The following is a 17,791-nucleotide window of genomic DNA, read 5'->3' on the forward strand; positions in this document are numbered from 1 at the left end:
TAGAGTCACAGTGCCAAATGAAAAAAGCGAGGTATTCAACGATTAAATCGTTGAATACCTCGCAATGTGAGAAGATATAGACTTTTTCAGTGCCCTCCAATAATGCCGACGATTTTTCCTTTTATCGAAGTTTAGCTTCTATCAGCCTGGTCATTTAGTAAACATCATTGCTCTTTTAAACGCTCTAAAGCTAATTTAAAATCCTGACTTTCCCCTACTTGACGGAAATTTTTAAAGGGGTTGCTCACATTTTTCATTCGCTCCAGTACAGCGGGAATAGTAAAGAGGTCTGGTGTTAAATGCTCATTGACTTCTTCCCAGTGTAATGGCGTTGCTACTAACCCCTTTTCGTTGCCACGAGTCGAGTATGGAGCAATAATCGTTTTGCCTTCTGCATGTTGCACATAATCTAAATATAATTTTTGATGTCTATTTTTCTTTAATCGTTCGATTGTATACAATTCCGGTTTTTGCTCACATAAAAAACGACAAACAAATTCAGTAAATACTCGCACCTCTTCATAAGTAAAGGCATTTTCGGGTAACGGTATATATAACTGTATTCCTTTGCCTCCTGATGTTTTAACAAAAGATTGTAGCTTAAAATAATCGATAATTTCCTTTAAATCCAGTGCCCCAGTAACAGCAAGTGAAAATTGCTCAACAGAAGGAGGATCTAAATCGAAAACAATCTCAGTCGGATGCTCAGTTTGCAATGTTTGGAATGGTATGTGCAGCTCTAATGCAAGCTGATTGCCTAACCACAACAATGCCTCTAGATTGTTGCACACAACATAATTTATACCGTCCATCCACCCTGTTGAAGCAAATGCAGGTATTTTCTCAGGGCTACTTTTTTGATAAAAGCTTTCACCAGGCACTCCATGAGGAAATCGTATTAACGTAAGTGGTCGATCTCGCAAAAAAGGAAGCAAATACGGAGAAATCATTTGCAAATAATACAAATAATCATCCTTCGTAATACCGATTTCTGGCCAAACAGGCTTTTCAGGATGCGTAATCTGCACCGAATCAGGGATAGGATAAAGTTGACGTTGCATATGCTGCCAATGACAGTCCTCTGGCAACATCTCCAGTCGGAATGCATGGAAACGCGGTTCCCGACATTTGCTGCCATCGAAATCAATACAGGCAATATCAAGGCAAATGGACGGCTCCAGCTTCCATGTTTCATTATTCCTCTGTCCATTTGCTTGAAAAAAAGCAATGAGTGTTTTCCGCTCTTCCTCTGACATTCCATGTTTAAAAATAACTACTTCAACTAACACTCCCTGTTGATAAATACTGCCATGAAAATAACCATTTCCATGATCATATTTCGTTACTATGACCGTTACATATCTCCAATTCTTTATTTTTAACCAATGGGTCGAGCGTGTATCTCCTATCCATTTACTCGTCTTCTTCTTTGCAACCATTCCCTCCCCATTGTAAATCTTAATAGCCTGCCAAAGAGGCTCACTATGTTCCACACAGTTAATCACTTGCAAAGGACATGAATCCTCATAATTGACAGTCGCCGGGAGCTTTAACGTTGTAAAAAGCTTAGAAAGTTGCTGTTTGCGTGTTTTTAAATATTTATTGGTCAGCGACTCCCCTTTATAGCACAGTAAATCAAATGCAATATAGTGACAAGGAAAGTCTTTGGCATGCGTAGCAATAACCTCTTTGTTTTGCATCCGCCCTCTTTTTTGGACAAGTGAAAAATCACTTGTAAAGTTATTCGTTAAATACACTAATTCACCATCCAATGATAATGGTAAAAACTTTTTAATGTTATTAAATATGCTTTTACAAAAATCAAGTATCTCTGGAAACAGGTGCGTTAAGTTATTGCCATTTCTGCTTATTAGCATCGGCTGTTCTTCCCATACTAACATACATCTAAATCCATCATATTTTGTTTCGTACATCCATTCCTCACCAATAGGCGTTTCGAGCACTTCTGTTAATAGCATTGGTTTCATATAAATACCTACTTTGCTTTTTACCTTCAGTTTTTGACGATTTCACTTTAAGATACATAAAAATAAGCAAAATATATCATAGTAAGAAAAAACGAGGTGATACAAATGCATACAGTTTGGAAAGGTAGTATCTCATTTGGTCTTGTCAATATACCAGTAAAACTTCATGCTGCAACTGAAAATAAAGACATTAAATTACGACAACTCCATAAAGAATGTCATACCCCTATTAGCTATAAAAAGGTTTGTGAAGGTTGTAACCAAGAAGTAAAAGATGAGGATATTGTTAAAGCATATGAATATGCCAAAAATAAATTTGTCGTATTAGATCCAGAAGAATTAGAAAACTTGCGGAAGGAAAATGAAGATAAGGCAGTTGAAATCATCGATTTTATAAAATTAACTGAAATCGATCCTATTTATTTTGAACGTACTTATTTTTTATCCCCTGATTCGACTGGCGGAAAGGCTTATGCCCTATTACGTCAAACATTAGAACAATCTGGAAAAATAGGTGTGGCCAAAATTATTATCCGTTCAAAAGAGCAATTAGCCATTGTCCGTGTTTATCAAAACGCTTTAGTGATGGAAACGATTCATTACCCTGATGAAGTAAGGAGTGTTGGTGACGTTCCAAGTATTCCAAGTGAACAAAACATTGTTCCAAAAGAACTAGAAACCGCACTCATGTTAGTCGATCAATTAACAACAGAATTTAATCCTGAAAAATATACAGATGACTATCGCAATGCTTTAATGGAGCTTATAGAGGAGAAAAAAGCTACAAATACAATCTCGACAAGCGATAAACGTCCAGTACCTGATAATGTAACGGACTTAATGACAGCTCTTCAAGCCTCTCTAGAAAAAACAAAAAAACCAGCAACAAGAAAACGAGCACCGAGAACGAAAAAAAATGCTTAAAATGTAACGGAAGAAGCGTATCCATTATTTTGGATATGCTTTTTTTAAAGAATCTGCCTCTTACTTGAGATGACTAATAGCTTGTCATAATATATTCCATATTTGTGATAAAAATTAGGTTTGCCAATCTCCTCAAAATAACGATTCCACTTAAACATTTTAATGAATATCGCAAAAGTTGGTTTGTAATTGGACTTTTCCAAACCGAGTTTTTGGCGCGTAAATCTTTTTATGATTCGATAGATTCTGATGAAATAATTTGTATCTAAAAAAATTATTAAGTCGGCATTCAAAAAGCTTTGTGCTACCCAGTCCTCATTATGAACGCCCTCAATAATCCACGCATTTGTAAGAATAATATTATGTAAATAATCCATTTTTTGTTGATCGGTCCTTCTAATATCACCGGAATTTTGCCTTATCCAAACAACATTATCTAATTCATAATATGGTATGTTTAATTTCGTGGATAATTCTTTCGCTAAAGTTGTTTTCCCACTAGCAACAGAGCCTATGATATGTATTTTGTGTGGAAATTTCTTGTTCAAACGAATCCCCTCTATTCATTATAGTTTATTAATTATGTAACTCATCACCAATATTTAGTGATGATAGGGGCTGGGCGACTCCTTGGGAATAGCGTTAAGATGAGACCATGGAGTGCAAGTGAAGCGGCGCATCGGACACCGTAGGAAAGCAATGGAAATCAATCCCACGTTCATGAGATAGCCCAATTTGTGTGAATATTGTATTTATTATACAATATATCTCAAATAAAAATATAATTGATGGAGTTGAATTGTATGTATCAAAATGAGTTTAATGGAAATTTAGAGAAATATAATAACCCTATTGAATATGATGCACTTCATGAAAATTATAACGTGGATTTATATTTTATTAAAAATCTTCTTAACAAAAATAATGATACGATAATTGAATTAGCCTGTGGCACTGGCCGATTAGCTATTCCGCTTGCCAAGCAGGGATACAATGTTTATGCAGTAGATATCCATGAAGGGATGCTGCAATTGGCCATTGAAAAAGCGAGAAAGGAGAATGTTAATATACATTTTACAGTGCAAGACTGTACACAGCTTCAATTACCAATCACATCAAATTTTGTCTTTATGACAGGAAATTCATTTCAACATTTTTTAAGTAATGAAAGTCAAAATGCTTTATTCCATTCCGTTAAAAAGCACTTACATCCAGGAGGAGAATTTGTATTTGATACGAGAAACACAATTCTAAGTGAACTGTCTATCGTAGATGAATACGAAAAAAGTTCAGTCAATAGCGAAGGTGGAAAACTAACTATTCAGCATCGTGAAGAATATGACCCTATCACACAAATCTTAACTTGCCGTTCAATAAATAAGCTAGAACAAGCTACTTTCGAAGATTCAATTCGACTTCGCTATACATATCCAATGGAAATGAAAAGGCTATTAGAACAACATGGGTTCGAAGTGTTACACATCTATGGATCATGGAACAAAAATGACTTTACAAAAGATAGTCCATCAATGATTGTACACGCACGTTTACTAAAATAAAACGAAAAAGCGAACACCTGTTCCGACATTCTGTTATAATTAAGAATAAAAATAGGAGCTAAGTAGATGATAAACATTCGTGAACGCATGGAGCATTACCGTATAGCTGGCCTAAGTCTAGTAGCTATCGATAAGGGAAAAATCAGTAGCACAGGTCATTTTGGTGTTCTGGAGGCAGGTACCGATAAAAAAGTTAATGAGCATACCGTTTTTAATGCTTGCTCGATCAGTAAATTTCTAACAAGTATTTTAGTGATGAAATTAGTGGAACAAGGGATGGTAGATTTAGATGAAGATGTTAATAAAAAATTAGTTTCATGGAAAATTCCTGACAATCCGTTGACAAAGCACAAAAAAGTTACATTACGCAACTTACTATGTCATCAATCTGGTATTGTGGACCCTGAGGGTAGCTTTATGGAACTACAATCTTTCAACACAATACCGTCCATGGTAGAAATATTGAATGGAACAACTCCTTATTGCCCTACTACGATTGAAGTGACATATGAACCTGAAACTGAATTTCACTATTCTGATGCAGGTTTTTGTCTTATTCAATTATTACTAGAAGATATAACGCAAAAACCTTTCTCTCATCTCATGGACAATTTTATATTTAAGCCACTGAGCATGACGAACAGTACGTTTTCTACCTCTCTTTTAACATCAAATTTAGATCATTTTGCATGTGGCCATGATCAAAATGGAGAGGTAATTCCAGGGAAATATTCTATTTATCCTTATCTTGCAGCTTGTGGTATATGGACGACCCCTAGCGATTTAACAAAATTATTACTGGATATTATGGATGCTATCAAAGGACAAAGTAAAATCGACATTACGTCAAAACAAGTACAAGAACTATTCCGCCAACAAGGGTGTAAAGAATGGACCGGTCTCGGCGTATTTCTAGAAAGCGCGGACGACAAATTCGAGTTTTCTTCTCTTGGCTGGGGTGTTGGGTTTCAATGTATGCTAGTTGCCTATCCATACCTTGAACAAGGGATTGTTATGATGACGAATACTGATACAGGAATGCATCAAATGAAGGGAATTATGGGGGAAATTTATCATTCGCTTTACTAAAACGGAAAAAGAGGCTGTTATCAAGCCTCTTTCTTCACCTTATAATGCATTTGCACCATTTGCCCAAAGCGTTGTGTATTTACTAACTCCAGGTCTTGAAATGGATTATTTTCCTTAAACAATGGAATACCAGAACCTAATAGATGCGGTGTAACCGTAATAATTATTTCATCAATCAACTGTTCCTTTATAAAGGGATCGAGAATTCCCGCTCCACCTACCATCCAAATTTTTGAGCCATCCTGTTCCCTTAACTTTTTCGTAAACGCTACAATATCTTCATTTACAAACTCAACATGTTCGTTTTTACCAGATCGTGATGTTGTGAATACATAACATTTCTTATCGAGATATGGAAAAGGCTTAATATGGTCTACAACGTAATCGTACGTTCTCTTGCCCATAATAATAGTATCGATGGATTGATACATGTCTGAATAGCCAGCATCCCCCTCCCCCTCTGTTTCTTCTAGCCATTGTAAATCATCATTCTCTTTCGCAATAAATCCATCCAAACTAGTCGCAATATATAAAATGATTTCTCGTGACATACTGTCATCTCCTTTTCTTTTTTGTAAAACTCATGAACAATATTTATACTATACACAATACATGACAACTACTGGCATGATTAAAAAAGAAAAGGTGAGAAAATGTCAAAAGCACAACGTTTATTAGATATCCTGCTGTTTGTTAGTGCAAAAAAGAAATTTACCGCTCAGGAAATTGCTGATGAATTCAATATATCGATTCGTACGGTACATCGCTATATTTTAGACTTAAGTGATATGGGCTTATCTATTTACGCTGAACAAGGGCGAAACGGCGGCTACACTGTTCTATCGAGCAGATTTCTTCCCCCTATTTTATTTACAGAAGATGAAGCCGTTTCAATTTTCTTTGCATTTCAATCACTGCACTATTATCGTGATTTACCTTTTAATACGGAAAGTAAGTCCGCTTCTCATAAGCTTTATAACTCGCTTCAGGAGGTGGCGAAGCGGAAAGTAGATAAACTTCAATCCTATATCGCGTTTTGGAATCCTAAACGAGCGATTGAAACACCTTTATTGAAGGCTGTTTTAGAGCTAGCTATTGAAAACAAAAATCTACATATTCAATATGAATCTAAATCGGGTACAACAACGAAACATATTCATCCTATTGGTGTTTACGCACATGATGGATTATGGTATATGCCCGCCTTTGATTTCACGAAACAAAAAATATTATTGTTTCGTGTAGATCGTATTCTTTCTATCGTAAAAAGCGAAGAAAACAAAGAGAAATTTTTAAATCTAGAGGAGTGGTTTGGCAACACCTATGAGATTAAACAACCCATTCGTTTACATGTACTACTAACAAGGGAAGGTGTACGACAATGCAAAAGCGAACCAAACTTTGAAGACTTAGTCGTCATCAATGAAGATGGCACAGGCTATATCGATTCCATAATAGACAAAGGTGAACTAAATTTTATAAGTCCCCTCTTTTATCGACTTTGTATGCATGCTCAAATTGTAGAACCAAAAGAATTAATCAATATTTTACGACAGCAGGCAAAGGACATCCTATCAATATATCCAGAAAATGATTAATGTTATATGACGATTTTGTAAGATTGGCGTAACATTCATCGTTACTACTTTATGGACAATTTTCTTATACTTTGTAAGTGAGGAGGAGAAAATATGCAACCAATTGAACTAAACAAACGAATTGATACATTAGATTATTTAAGAGGATTTGCTTTATTAGGCATTATATTAGTAAATATTCCGGCGTTATTATGGATTAAAACACCGGACACATCTATAGATATTGCCTATAACAGATTTTTAATATTATTTGTGGAAGGTAAGTTTTTCTCGATTTTTTCATTTTTATTTGGTGTAGGATTTTATATTTTTATTTCCCGAGCAATGGCTAAAAATAATAACGCCTATCTTTTATTTATTAGAAGAATTATTATTTTATTGTTAATTGGGCTTGTACATTTTTATTTCCAACCTGGAGAAGCATTAACCGTTTATGCAATTTTCGGGCTAATTGCTTTACCATTTTACAAAGTTCGTAAAGAAATAAACATAACTTTAGGGCTTATCCTATTAGCCATAACAGCTTATTATGGCATCAAAATCGCGATGCCGTTCCCACTAATTTTACTAGGATTAGCTGCTGGGCAATATCAAATTTTCGAAAAGATCCATGACAATCGTAAAAACATATTAACCTTTACAGTGATTATGTTCATGATTAGCATAGGTGGCTTGCTGTATCAATGGCATTATGTGCCTGAGGCAATGGTGAACATTGACAATATGACAACGGATGAAATGACTGAACATATGACAAACATTGAAAAATTTTCATTAATCGGTCTTCAATTTAGCCCTTTTGTATCGGCATTTTATGTAGGTTTATTAATGTTATTACTTAAACTTCCTTTATGCCAGGCCTTACTTTCACCATTAAAAGACTATGGACGAATGGCATTAACAAATTATTTAGGGCAAACAGCGCTCATCTTACTAATTGGCAACACTTTTGACCTTATTGGCAATATTCGTTTTATCCAATCTCTTTGGATTTGCATAAGCATTTACATTTTTCAACTACTGTTTAGCAAAATTTGGCTTAAATACTTTAAATTTGGACCATTAGAATGGTTGTGGCGAATGGGTACTTATTGGACAGTACCTTCATTGCTAAAAACTTCTGATTTTAAGGAACGCTCCTAACCAAAAAAATTAAAATGACAAATACCTAACAATTAGCTTTCATTCTTCATAAAATAGTAATGTACCTAATTCGCTTCCAGCTTGCTCAGATAATGGGCAAGAAACACACCCCCATTATTAATTTTTTATTTTTTGGTCATTTTTCTTAGGAAAAGTGACCTTTTTTCTATTTTGTTTACATAAAAAGCCGACAAAATCATAAAGATTTTGTCGGTACTCTACTTATTTAGCAGCCCAAATATCTATTTCTATTTTAATATCAGGGAGTCCTAAAGCCGTAATATAGGCTATCGTCATAGAGGGATAGGGATTTCCAAACATCGATTCCCATTGCTGATCGAAGTCATCCCAATCAATTTCTTCTGTTGCCCAAATATTGGCCTTCACCACATTGTCTGCACTAAGTCCCTCTGCCTCTAATATAATTTGAATATTTTTCAACGTATTTTTAACCTGCTCAGATAGTGATGATGGCAACTCACCGCTAGCCCCTACTCCAATCTGTCCAGATAATGCATACATTGTTGCATTCTTAGGGATTATTGTAAGATGACTGTAATTGCCAACTGGGCTAGGTACTTGGATAGGATTTTTGCGTGTTATTTGATTCATGGTTATTCTCCTTTAGGTTTTTATTTTTCTAAAAAAGGGCAGACTCGTCCCTTAAAACTCAATTTTAGAAAAAAACAGCTGTTGAGAATCCAATACCCATACTTAAAAAACATATTGATCTTTTTTTCATTTGGATTCTCCCCCTTACCTAAAGTTAAATTCAAATTACCACGTTTTTCATAAAAAATCAAATATCTACACTTTTAACCGATTTTGGTTTTCGGTAAAAAGCTTCACTAATCCCAATAAACAATAAACCACACCTGACACTATAACACTATAAAATAACACAGTGATTGAGGTTGGACCCCATACTTTAATAAACGTCCAATTTGATCCATCTAATAAAATTTTTGGGGACATACTCATTAGTGCAAAGATTATTGCAACACTTACAGAATGCAAGATTAATAATAAGGTCCTTTTCATAGTTAAAGCTACTTTAATTCGTTGTTTTTTAATAATTTCCTTCAAGGTTTTTAACAATAGAATGCTTAAAAACATCCCAAAGCCTACAATAATAACGCATAAAAGTGAAACAGTTTTATCCAGCTTCTGAAGGTTATCAGAATGAACAGTATCAACCGTTTTCCCTTCCCATAAATCCATCACACCTTGACCTATCGCTGTTGTATAGCTCGAATTCATATTAGATAATATGGCCACTCCCAATTGTTGATCAGGCTGCATCATAAAATAAGATGTAAATGTTGGATTTTCCCCGGCATGAAATAAATATTGTTTTTTATTTCTTTCTATCACTCCCCACCCACTACCGTAGTATGTATCCTTATCGAAAGGTTCAACAGATTGATCTGGAATATGTGATTCTTGAATAATTTTTTTATCAATCGAATAAATTTGGCTATTGCCTAACTGTAGCTTTAACCATTTTGCTATATCATTTATGTTACTTATTATATAACCAGCAGGCACATTTCCACGGTAGATAGGTGGTTTATAAGCCTGCTCTTTCATAAGCCCTATCTTATATCCTGACGCCATCTCATTAGATTTAACTTGATGAAGTCCAACAAATGAATCCTTCATATTAATCGGCTCTAATATATGCTGTTTGATATACATATCAAAGGGTTGTTTTGAAACTTTTTCAATAACTAGGCCCAAAACATCATAATTGAGTGTTGCATATTCGTATGAACTACCCGGTTGTCTATTTAAAGGCTGATCAAGCAATTTTTTGACGGTTAACTCAAGAGCATTCGGTTCGTTACTTTTTGGGATATTATATAGAGTGTTAGTAGTGATACCACTTGTATGATATAGAAACTGATTAATAGTAATGGACTGAGGCTTGCCATTATATTTTAACGTTAACCATGGGATATACTTTTGGACATCATCAGAACGTTTTAGTAAGCCTTCCCTTTCCAATTGGAGAATGGCTAGACCTGTGAATGCTTTCGATGTAGATCCTAGTTCAAATAATGTCTTAGAGGTAACTGGTGTTTTTGACTGAACATCGGCATATCCAAAGCCTTTTTCATAAACCGTTTTCCCCTTCTCAACAATTACTACCGATATCCCAGGAATTTTACTAATTGCCTTTTGTTCTTTAACAAATTGATCAATTTTCTGAATTTTTTCAGTTGAATTTGCCTTTGCTATTGTAGGCGTTATACTATAAAAGATGACAATCATAACTAATATAAACGAATAATATTTTAATAATGGTTTCATTTTCATTTCTCCTTTAAGCTAGGTACAAGGTTATAAATTCCTTAAAGACTTTGTTAACTATAACAAGGAATTAATACGATATCCATTGTTTTACATGACAAATAACATGACAACATGACAGTTTTGTAACGTACCTTGCTTTTAGAAAATCTTGAATAAATGCAAAAAGATCAGCTACTCATAAAAATAGAGCCGACCTTTTTTGATGACGGTTAAGATTTAAATTTCTGCCCTAAAAGCTTTCCCTAGCTGGTGCCCAAGTCCAAAATAATGGCGGAAATTATAAATGAGTGGGCTCCATTTATTTGGATCAATATAATTTTCATTAACGATAATTTCCTTATGGGCATGTACATGTATTACTTGTGTCTCAACAATGGCAAAAAAGGCAGCATAATCAGGGATTCGAATATGTTTTACTCTTGCCTCAAGTTGAATTGGACACTCTGCAATTCTTGTAGGCTTTACTGATTTAGACTCGTTAGGTGTTAAATTACTAATTTCATATTTATCTTTTTCAAATGTAAATCCATTTGCTAGCTTATATTCAGGAACGGGGTTTTTTCCTGTAAATGGCGCTAATTTTTCTACATTCCCCCATAATGAAGGATCTGGAACATTAATAACACATTCAGGATGTCGTTCTAAATTTTCAATAGCCTTTCCCCCAAGCCCAATTCCTAAAATAATATAATCTCCTAAAGCCCATGATGACGAAAGAGGGCTAATATTTACTGTGCCATCTTCATTTAGCGTAGTTAATAAAATTACAGGAGTCCCGTAGTAAAGAATTTTTGGATTAATCATCTCTGTGTTAGCAATTTGAGTCATTTTATCTCCTCCTAATACGTACTTTCAATTTATATAGTACAAGATAGATATTTCGATTTTCATCGAAATATGGATTACGTATTAAATATTTGACTATAGGATTAAAAAGTTAAATAAGAAGGAGGGTCATTATGAAAAAAGAAAATACTTTTTCCATTATTTTAGAAGATGGACATCTATTAAATTACAAGATTTATGGTAATCCTAAAAATAATCCCATAATTTACTTACATGGCTTTGGTTCATCAGCTTCAGGATTATATATTAATGAAAAGAAATTAGATGCTAAAAATTTTTATGTAATTGCTATTAATCGTCCTGGTTACGGATCTTCAAGTTTAAAACATTATAATATGACTAACTTTTCTAGGGATATAAAATCGTTATTGGAGAAACTTAAATTAGATATGGTAGATATAATTGGCTGGTCAGCAGGTGGAACATATGCTCAAATCTTTGCTTCCATGCTTCCATCTATCCTGATTGTGTGAAATCTTTGACTCTTATAAGTAGTGCTATTCCTTTGAAAGGAAAAAATACTAAAAAGGATTTACCAATCAATTGGAAATTCATCGGTTTTTTTAATAGTTACTTCCCTTTAATGACTAAATATTATTTTAAAAAGTTAAGTAAAAAGATTAACCATCATATAGAAACAACTGTCAAAGATTCGATTAATAAAATGACTGAGGCTGATCAATTAGTAGCCAATCAAAGGAATTTTCAAGAAGTAATAATAAAAGCTGCCGTAGAGGCTTATCAAAATAATGGGCTAGCAGTATATTATGATGCAATGGCAATGACTGAAAAAGTTTCTTTAAACTATGCTGCTCGTCCCTATAAAATTTACATTTGGCATGGCGAAAAAGATAATGTTTGGCCATTAAAGACGGCTAAAATACTAAACAAGCTTTATACAGATTCTTCATTACACATAATAGAAAATAAAGGACATTTACTGTATCTTAGTTATTTTGAGGAAATAGTAACTGAAATAGAAAATGACCAGGCTTGACTTAAATGAAGAGCCTGGTCATCTTAATTTCAAATATTATCGTCTATTTTTAATAACAACTTCAGTTACAGCTAACGCTTTTCTTGGTTTAATATTTTCCATAATAATATCTGCGATGTCATTAGGATCCATTAATGTCTTAGTTTTTTCCTCGGTAAACACACCGTCCCAAAATTCTGTTCTCATGCCACCCATGTACACAGCACATACATTAATAGCGGTATCATTTAATTCCAGTGCAAGACTCTCTGTAAATCCACGTACACCAAATTTACTAGCACAATAAACAGATTCTGTTACTTTTCCTTCTAAACCAGCTGTAGAAACGATATTGACGATTGTTCCTTCATTGTGTTCCCTCATACCTTTTAGTACTTCTTGTGTGCAAAAAATTGTTCCTTTTAAGTTAATATCAATCATTTGATGAACTGAATCCTCATTCAAGTTTTCAGCTTTATCAAAATAGCCAACACCAGCATTATTAATAAGTAATGGAATTGAACCAAAATCATCTTGTATAGAACGCATTATTTGAGTAACCATTTGTTTCGAAGTAACATCAACCTCATAAATAGAATAGCCATTGGTTAAAGCTTTAGCCGTATGCTCAAGCTTTGATTTCGTACGGCCGAGTAAACAAATGTGATAGCCTAAAGATGAATATTTTTTCGCAAGTGCTGCACCTAAACCACTGCCAGCCCCTGTTATAACAACGATATTTTTACTCATATTGATCATCCTCTCTCGCAGTTAATTATACCAGAGGAGGAACGCTAAATTGTACCAATATTCCCCCCTATTCAATTTAAAAAAACTATGAGAGCACGAGAAGTTAACGAAAAATGAATTGAATATGATACCAAAAAGCTAACTACTCTCCAACCAATAGTAGTTATTTCTCTCAAAACCCCAAACAAAAATAAGACTAAAGAACTACACGGTATTTATTCATTTCGATGCATATAAGTTCCAATTCATTCAAACCCCCATGTCAATCAACACTTTTATGTCATTTTTTGGTTATTCAATACATATAATATTATATTTATTAATAAAACGACATAATTTCATCGAACACAGAATATAATTCTGGAGGGTGTTAAATGAATACAATTAAATCTTTAATTTTCCCCCAAGACTTGCATAGATTAAGCAAAACTCAACTCAAAGAGATTTGTAATAAATTGACTTTAGAAACAACTGGCAATGTAAATGAATTAGCTAGTAGAGTGTGGAACTCTTTTGATCATATTGAAGGCGATGTTCTTAAAATGATAAGCAATAATATTTTCTCCGGAGCAGTTTCTTTAGCTTGGTTTCAGGCGACAAATAATACTGGTTTAATTGGATTTAAACAAAGTATTATTGAAAAAATGCCATTTAACCCTTTCGAAAAAGTAGTTACACCAAACAGCGAAAATGTCCCTATTGATCCTACGATTATTGCCGCTGCTGACATCGAAGGTTCTCAAGCATATTATTTAAGATTTATTCATAGAACTGGTGTTAATGTTGATTACTTTTTAGCTAACCGAAGAGAATACATTAAACACGAAATAACAACAGTTTATATTGATGAAGACAAGGGAATAATTGAAGTACGAGCAAGTTCAGCTGTTGCCAAAAAAATCATTGCTTGGTTAACTAAAACAGTCGATGATAAATATGAATTCAAACAACATGATTTGTTAGAGAAGTACGGGGGTAATCTTGAGTCTTTAGCTGATACACTTCAAGGAAGGCTTATTGATGCTACAGGAAGACCAGCAGGGTCAGTAAATACATTTGAAGAAACACAGGGTCAATCAATTGTGAGTATACTTTCTGCAATTGACGAATACTATACTAATGGTGAATTATCCATTCTAGAGCAAAATTTAAATAGCGAAGATATTACTGGCATTTTAGAAACAACACCTTTTACGTTGCTCCTTTTAAGTGGTCTTGAAACAATAGGATTAGGTAGTATTAGAGAACTAAGAGGTTTACCATTATACAATTATTTAGAACCTTATCTATCCAAACAAAAAGGATCCATATTATTTGAACATAGTGTTGATGGCGTGAAACAAGAATATTCTATTCGAATCGGCGTCAATACAAAGACATTTAAGTTCAATGTATTTGCGTCTGAGCCTGTATTGGATTATATTAGAGAAAAATTGATTTACCAAATTTATTCTGCGAGGTAAAAGTATTGAGCAATTTAAAGCCATGGGAAATTTCTCAAAAAATAGATAATGCACTTGAGGCAATTGCTATCAGTAAGATTGAAAAATTTTACCATAGTTATATTGCAAAAATAACTAACTTACCTCTTGGAGTAGTTATTGATACATTATCTGAATTAGAAAAAAAAGAAGCGCTCGTTATAAAATTAGAATTTCACTGCGAGGAATGTAGTAGAAGTATTTTTACTGCTGATAAATCTGAACTTGAAAATATTGATTCCATTCCTTGCAAGTATTGTGGTACAGAAAACTGTTTTGATCCTTTAAACGCCATTCCAATAATCGAATTAAGTGATGATTTCAGACAAAGTTTTTCAAAAAAAAAATTAATAACAAAACGGAAAATGTCGGGTTAAGTAAGCAAAATAAACCTGAAAGTTTAAGAGAAATTATCGGTATTTTAGCCGAAGAAAATTCTGATCAATTATTAGAGAAAGTATCAAAGCTCGGGAAAGTTACTATTATCTTAGGAGATGGTTATATGGGTGATTCTAGTAAATATGGTGGTTTAACTTTTGGAGAAAACAAAGGTAATATAACTATTGAAAACAATGGTACACTCAATCAAGGGATAGCAAGCTTGCCTAATGACATTATCAATGCTTTACAACAGCTTCATGAAGAAATTCAACACCTAGCTGAGGAACAACGAGAGATTGCGGAAGCTAATTTTGAACTTCTTCAAACTCACATAGAAAATGGAGATAACGAGAAAGCTAAAAAACCATTAGAGAAATTAACTAGTATACTAGGTGTTATTAGCTCTATTGTATCGATCGCTTCTGCCTTAGGACTTGGTATTCCTTTAAAATAATAGGAGTCCAACAAATTATTTTTGAAATATAGATCAGAAAAAATCGGATGCCATCTATCGACAACGAAAAATCGATGTAGAACCAGTTTTTCTAGTCTTAAGGCTACTTTGCATTTCACGAGATTTTTTGTCCGTGGAAAATTGCTTATAGGTAGAAAACGAATTGGGCTTTGTGTAAGAGTAGGAAACATTCGTAAATACGTGACCATTAACAGTGAACTAGAATAGTAAATAGCATAACTTAATAAATTTAAGCAAAAAGAGAACTCGAATAACGTCGATTTCTCTTTTTGCTTGAATATCAGCTCACAATTTATTTACCTATTGGATTGGACAATGCTTTCCAGGAATGCACGTAATGGGCGGCGGCGGAGTACCACCAACACCTCATATTGTCAGCACTTGTCCCCGACCAAACGATAAAAGCACAAAACTGCAGTAACAACTGACCATACTGTTTTCTTCTTTTGCACTTACTTCTATTCAAATTTGTCTTTCAATTGTTATATCCCACATTCTTTGCTAAAAACATTTAAAAGAAAAAATTAAGAATTGAATCGCTTCCTCCATTCCGGGATTTTAATAGAACCATCTTTCCCTCTTGCGATATGCTAGCTAAAATCATCTTCAAAGTATGGTGTCTTTGTCGTCCTGTAGCGAGGATAAACGGATTAACTGTATAACATGGTACGAAATAAGCTAATTAGTTACCTTTTTCGCCCATTGAAGCTACAAAGCGATCGTTTCGTACTTTCATTTAATTTACTAACTGCCGTAAAAAAGTACTAAAAAACGCTGACTCGTTTATTACTGGCCGCCAGCGTTAGTACGTGAGATATTCATTAGCTATTGCACTAAACATTACTACACAAATTATGGGTACAAGCTATTTTCTTGTACCCTTCATTCATAGAACTATCTAAATATATTATGCTCGTATAGGAAATCATACGAAAGATCGACGAACAAATATTCATGCTCATTAATAGCAATAGAAAATGTCCTTGTAATTTCTCCTGTCTCGATATCTCGATAAAGCTCTGAGATTTCTCCACTTTGATCGTTGCGCATTTTAATGATTGTTTGTAGGAAGTACGGGCGCCAACTCCAATTTTTATTGATAGCTCTAGGCTGCAGCTCCCACAGTCCATCTATACGCATTACGTTTGGAGAAAGTTGGAAGCCATCTTCATTACAAATATATACTCGGAACGAATAACTATCCAATAGCTGTGCTAAATGCTCTAAAAGTGTGATGTTGTCACTAGAAGGTTTGACACGATGGACAATCGCTTCTAGCTCCTCTCTCAGCTTTTTCAACTCGAAATATTGTGCCTCTAGAATTTTCTTTTCAGAGGTAATAAACTGCTGGCACTCTTCCTTAAAACGTTCCTTTAAAATATCCTTCTCTACGAATGTTATGGCAGGATTTGCCAAGTATCGCCCCTGATAAAATCGTCCCCCGTTTTTCCAAGCAAACTGCAATTGATACACAGTTTCGATTCCTTCAAATAAAAGATTTGCGCCAATTTTATACGCGAGACTACCTATTGCTGATATCATATCAGACTGTGCAGACCATGAATCATAATTTAAGTCTTGAATATCGACCTTTAAAATTTGTGGTGATAATAGAGCAATGTGCTCTAAATGACTCTCCGCTCCCACTTCCTGAACGGCAATTTTGACACCAAAAGTCGTAAAGTAACGTACTGCATGGTGCAGCTTATGAATATCGCCTAAAAAACGATGCTCAGAAACAACTAATACAATACGATGTAAATCGTCTTCACTTATATATTGTTGAATAATATTAAAATGACTTTCACCAAAATCCTGCATCAGTAAGTTCGGGTTACTAGGAATATAAATATCAATATCCTGTCCGATTTCTTCTACTTTTGCTAATGCAGCATGTAGAATTTTATGTTCCATATCAATACGATACTCTTCTGGAATATCTTCATTATTCACAAAATCTTTTAAATTAATTTGTTGACCCTCGATTTGTAACTGTCCGGAAATTTCGTAGGCAATCACCGTATGCGCATCCGCGCTAAAAATAGGTTGAAAATACCCATGTATTTGATCTAAATTTGTTAAAACTTCAATTGCATCCATTGTCGAAACCTCCATACATGATGTTATCCAAGAATAACATTGCATTCACAGCTTATTACATGAAAAAAAAGCTCTCTGACTGTATAATAATTTGTTTAAAGTAAATTGGCAACTTCACATGGCGTTATTTTATGGAAAAAATCTGTCCTGGAAATTTAACAAACT

The 17,791-nt window shown here is 34.1% G+C and carries 18 protein-coding genes; 10 read left to right on the top strand and 8 right to left on the bottom strand.

Going from position 1 to position 17,791, the window contains the following annotated elements; genetic code table 11:
* Positions 1-164: 164 nt before the first annotated feature.
* Positions 165-1,988, bottom strand: a complete 1,824-nt coding sequence (locus PVA17_RS15035) for a DNA ligase D (protein ID WP_274068128.1) — start codon at positions 1,986-1,988, stop codon at positions 165-167.
* A gap of 105 nt (positions 1,989-2,093) precedes the next feature.
* Between PVA17_RS15035 and ku the strand changes: the two genes are divergently transcribed.
* Entirely contained in the window at positions 2,094-2,912 is an 819-nt protein-coding gene (gene ku / locus PVA17_RS15040; protein ID WP_274068129.1) for a non-homologous end joining protein Ku, read from the top strand.
* Between the two features lie 44 nt (positions 2,913-2,956).
* Here ku and PVA17_RS15045 read toward each other — a convergent pair whose 3' ends face one another.
* Entirely contained in the window at positions 2,957-3,460 is a 504-nt protein-coding gene (locus tag PVA17_RS15045; protein WP_274068130.1) for an AAA family ATPase, read from the bottom strand.
* 255 nt (positions 3,461-3,715) lie between these two features.
* Here PVA17_RS15045 and PVA17_RS15050 point away from each other — a divergent pair, with 255 nt between their 5' ends.
* Both PVA17_RS15050 and PVA17_RS15055 read left to right on the top strand, forming a co-directional pair.
* Positions 3,716-4,471, top strand: coding sequence for a class I SAM-dependent methyltransferase (locus tag PVA17_RS15050; protein ID WP_274068131.1), 756 nt, complete (start codon positions 3,716-3,718; stop codon positions 4,469-4,471).
* 66 nt (positions 4,472-4,537) lie between these two features.
* Positions 4,538-5,560, top strand: a complete 1,023-nt coding sequence (locus PVA17_RS15055; protein WP_274068132.1) for a serine hydrolase domain-containing protein — start codon at positions 4,538-4,540, stop codon at positions 5,558-5,560.
* Positions 5,561-5,580: 20 nt separating this feature from the next.
* Here PVA17_RS15055 and PVA17_RS15060 read toward each other — a convergent pair whose 3' ends face one another.
* Complete coding sequence (locus tag PVA17_RS15060; RefSeq protein WP_274068133.1) at positions 5,581-6,111, bottom strand: dihydrofolate reductase family protein; 531 nt, start codon at positions 6,109-6,111, stop codon at positions 5,581-5,583.
* A 102-nt stretch (positions 6,112-6,213) separates the two neighbouring features.
* On the opposite strand from PVA17_RS15060, the gene PVA17_RS15065 reads away from it, so the two are divergent.
* Together PVA17_RS15065 and PVA17_RS15070 are read left to right on the top strand one after the other, a co-directional pair.
* The gene (locus PVA17_RS15065) at positions 6,214-7,158 is read left to right on the top strand and encodes a helix-turn-helix transcriptional regulator (RefSeq protein WP_132360813.1); all 945 of its coding nucleotides are present in this window, start codon (positions 6,214-6,216) and stop codon (positions 7,156-7,158) included.
* A 93-nt stretch (positions 7,159-7,251) separates the two neighbouring features.
* Positions 7,252-8,301: a DUF418 domain-containing protein gene (locus PVA17_RS15070; protein WP_274068134.1), complete on the top strand. Its 1,050-nt coding sequence runs from the start codon at positions 7,252-7,254 to the stop codon at positions 8,299-8,301.
* 222 nt (positions 8,302-8,523) lie between these two features.
* Here the strand turns inward: PVA17_RS15070 and PVA17_RS15075 are convergent, their stop codons facing one another.
* The 3 genes from PVA17_RS15075 to PVA17_RS15085 form a co-directional block, all read right to left on the bottom strand.
* On the bottom strand, positions 8,524-8,913 hold the full coding sequence (locus tag PVA17_RS15075; protein ID WP_274068135.1) for a RidA family protein: 390 nt from the start codon (positions 8,911-8,913) through the stop codon (positions 8,524-8,526).
* Positions 8,914-9,108: 195 nt separating this feature from the next.
* Positions 9,109-10,620 (bottom strand): serine hydrolase domain-containing protein, encoded by a 1,512-nt coding sequence (locus PVA17_RS15080; RefSeq protein WP_274068136.1) that lies wholly within the window; start codon positions 10,618-10,620, stop codon positions 9,109-9,111.
* 213 nt (positions 10,621-10,833) lie between these two features.
* Complete coding sequence (locus PVA17_RS15085) at positions 10,834-11,445, bottom strand: flavin reductase family protein (protein ID WP_274068137.1); 612 nt, start codon at positions 11,443-11,445, stop codon at positions 10,834-10,836.
* Between the two features lie 131 nt (positions 11,446-11,576).
* Between PVA17_RS15085 and PVA17_RS15090 the strand changes: the two genes are divergently transcribed.
* Together PVA17_RS15090 and PVA17_RS15095 are read left to right on the top strand one after the other, a co-directional pair.
* Positions 11,577-11,936 (top strand): alpha/beta fold hydrolase, encoded by a 360-nt coding sequence (locus tag PVA17_RS15090; RefSeq protein ID WP_274068138.1) that lies wholly within the window; start codon positions 11,577-11,579, stop codon positions 11,934-11,936.
* Between the two features lie 32 nt (positions 11,937-11,968).
* Positions 11,969-12,460: an SdiA-regulated/phytase-like domain-containing protein gene (locus PVA17_RS15095; protein ID WP_274068139.1), complete on the top strand. Its 492-nt coding sequence runs from the start codon at positions 11,969-11,971 to the stop codon at positions 12,458-12,460.
* Between the two features lie 36 nt (positions 12,461-12,496).
* On the opposite strand, the gene PVA17_RS15100 is transcribed toward PVA17_RS15095, so the two are convergent.
* Positions 12,497-13,189, bottom strand: a complete 693-nt coding sequence (locus PVA17_RS15100; protein WP_274068140.1) for an SDR family oxidoreductase — start codon at positions 13,187-13,189, stop codon at positions 12,497-12,499.
* Positions 13,190-13,563: 374 nt separating this feature from the next.
* On the opposite strand from PVA17_RS15100, the gene PVA17_RS15105 reads away from it, so the two are divergent.
* From PVA17_RS15105 to PVA17_RS15115, 3 genes are all read left to right on the top strand, one after another.
* Positions 13,564-14,652 (top strand): hypothetical protein, encoded by a 1,089-nt coding sequence (locus PVA17_RS15105; RefSeq protein ID WP_274068141.1) that lies wholly within the window; start codon positions 13,564-13,566, stop codon positions 14,650-14,652.
* Positions 14,653-14,657: 5 nt separating this feature from the next.
* The gene (locus PVA17_RS15110; protein WP_132360832.1) at positions 14,658-15,047 is read left to right on the top strand and encodes a hypothetical protein; all 390 of its coding nucleotides are present in this window, start codon (positions 14,658-14,660) and stop codon (positions 15,045-15,047) included.
* A 125-nt stretch (positions 15,048-15,172) separates the two neighbouring features.
* Positions 15,173-15,505 carry a hypothetical protein gene (locus PVA17_RS15115; protein ID WP_132360834.1) on the top strand — a complete coding sequence of 111 codons (333 nt, stop codon included), beginning with the start codon at positions 15,173-15,175 and terminating at the stop codon, positions 15,503-15,505.
* A 915-nt stretch (positions 15,506-16,420) separates the two neighbouring features.
* Here PVA17_RS15115 and PVA17_RS15120 read toward each other — a convergent pair.
* Complete coding sequence (locus tag PVA17_RS15120; protein WP_132360836.1) at positions 16,421-17,626, bottom strand: EAL domain-containing protein; 1,206 nt, start codon at positions 17,624-17,626, stop codon at positions 16,421-16,423.
* Between the last annotated feature and the right edge of the window lie 165 nt (positions 17,627-17,791).

This window comes from Lysinibacillus sp. CNPSo 3705 (genome assembly GCF_028674935.1).
In the GTDB taxonomy this organism is placed as follows: Bacteria; Bacillota; Bacilli; order Bacillales_A; family Planococcaceae; genus Lysinibacillus.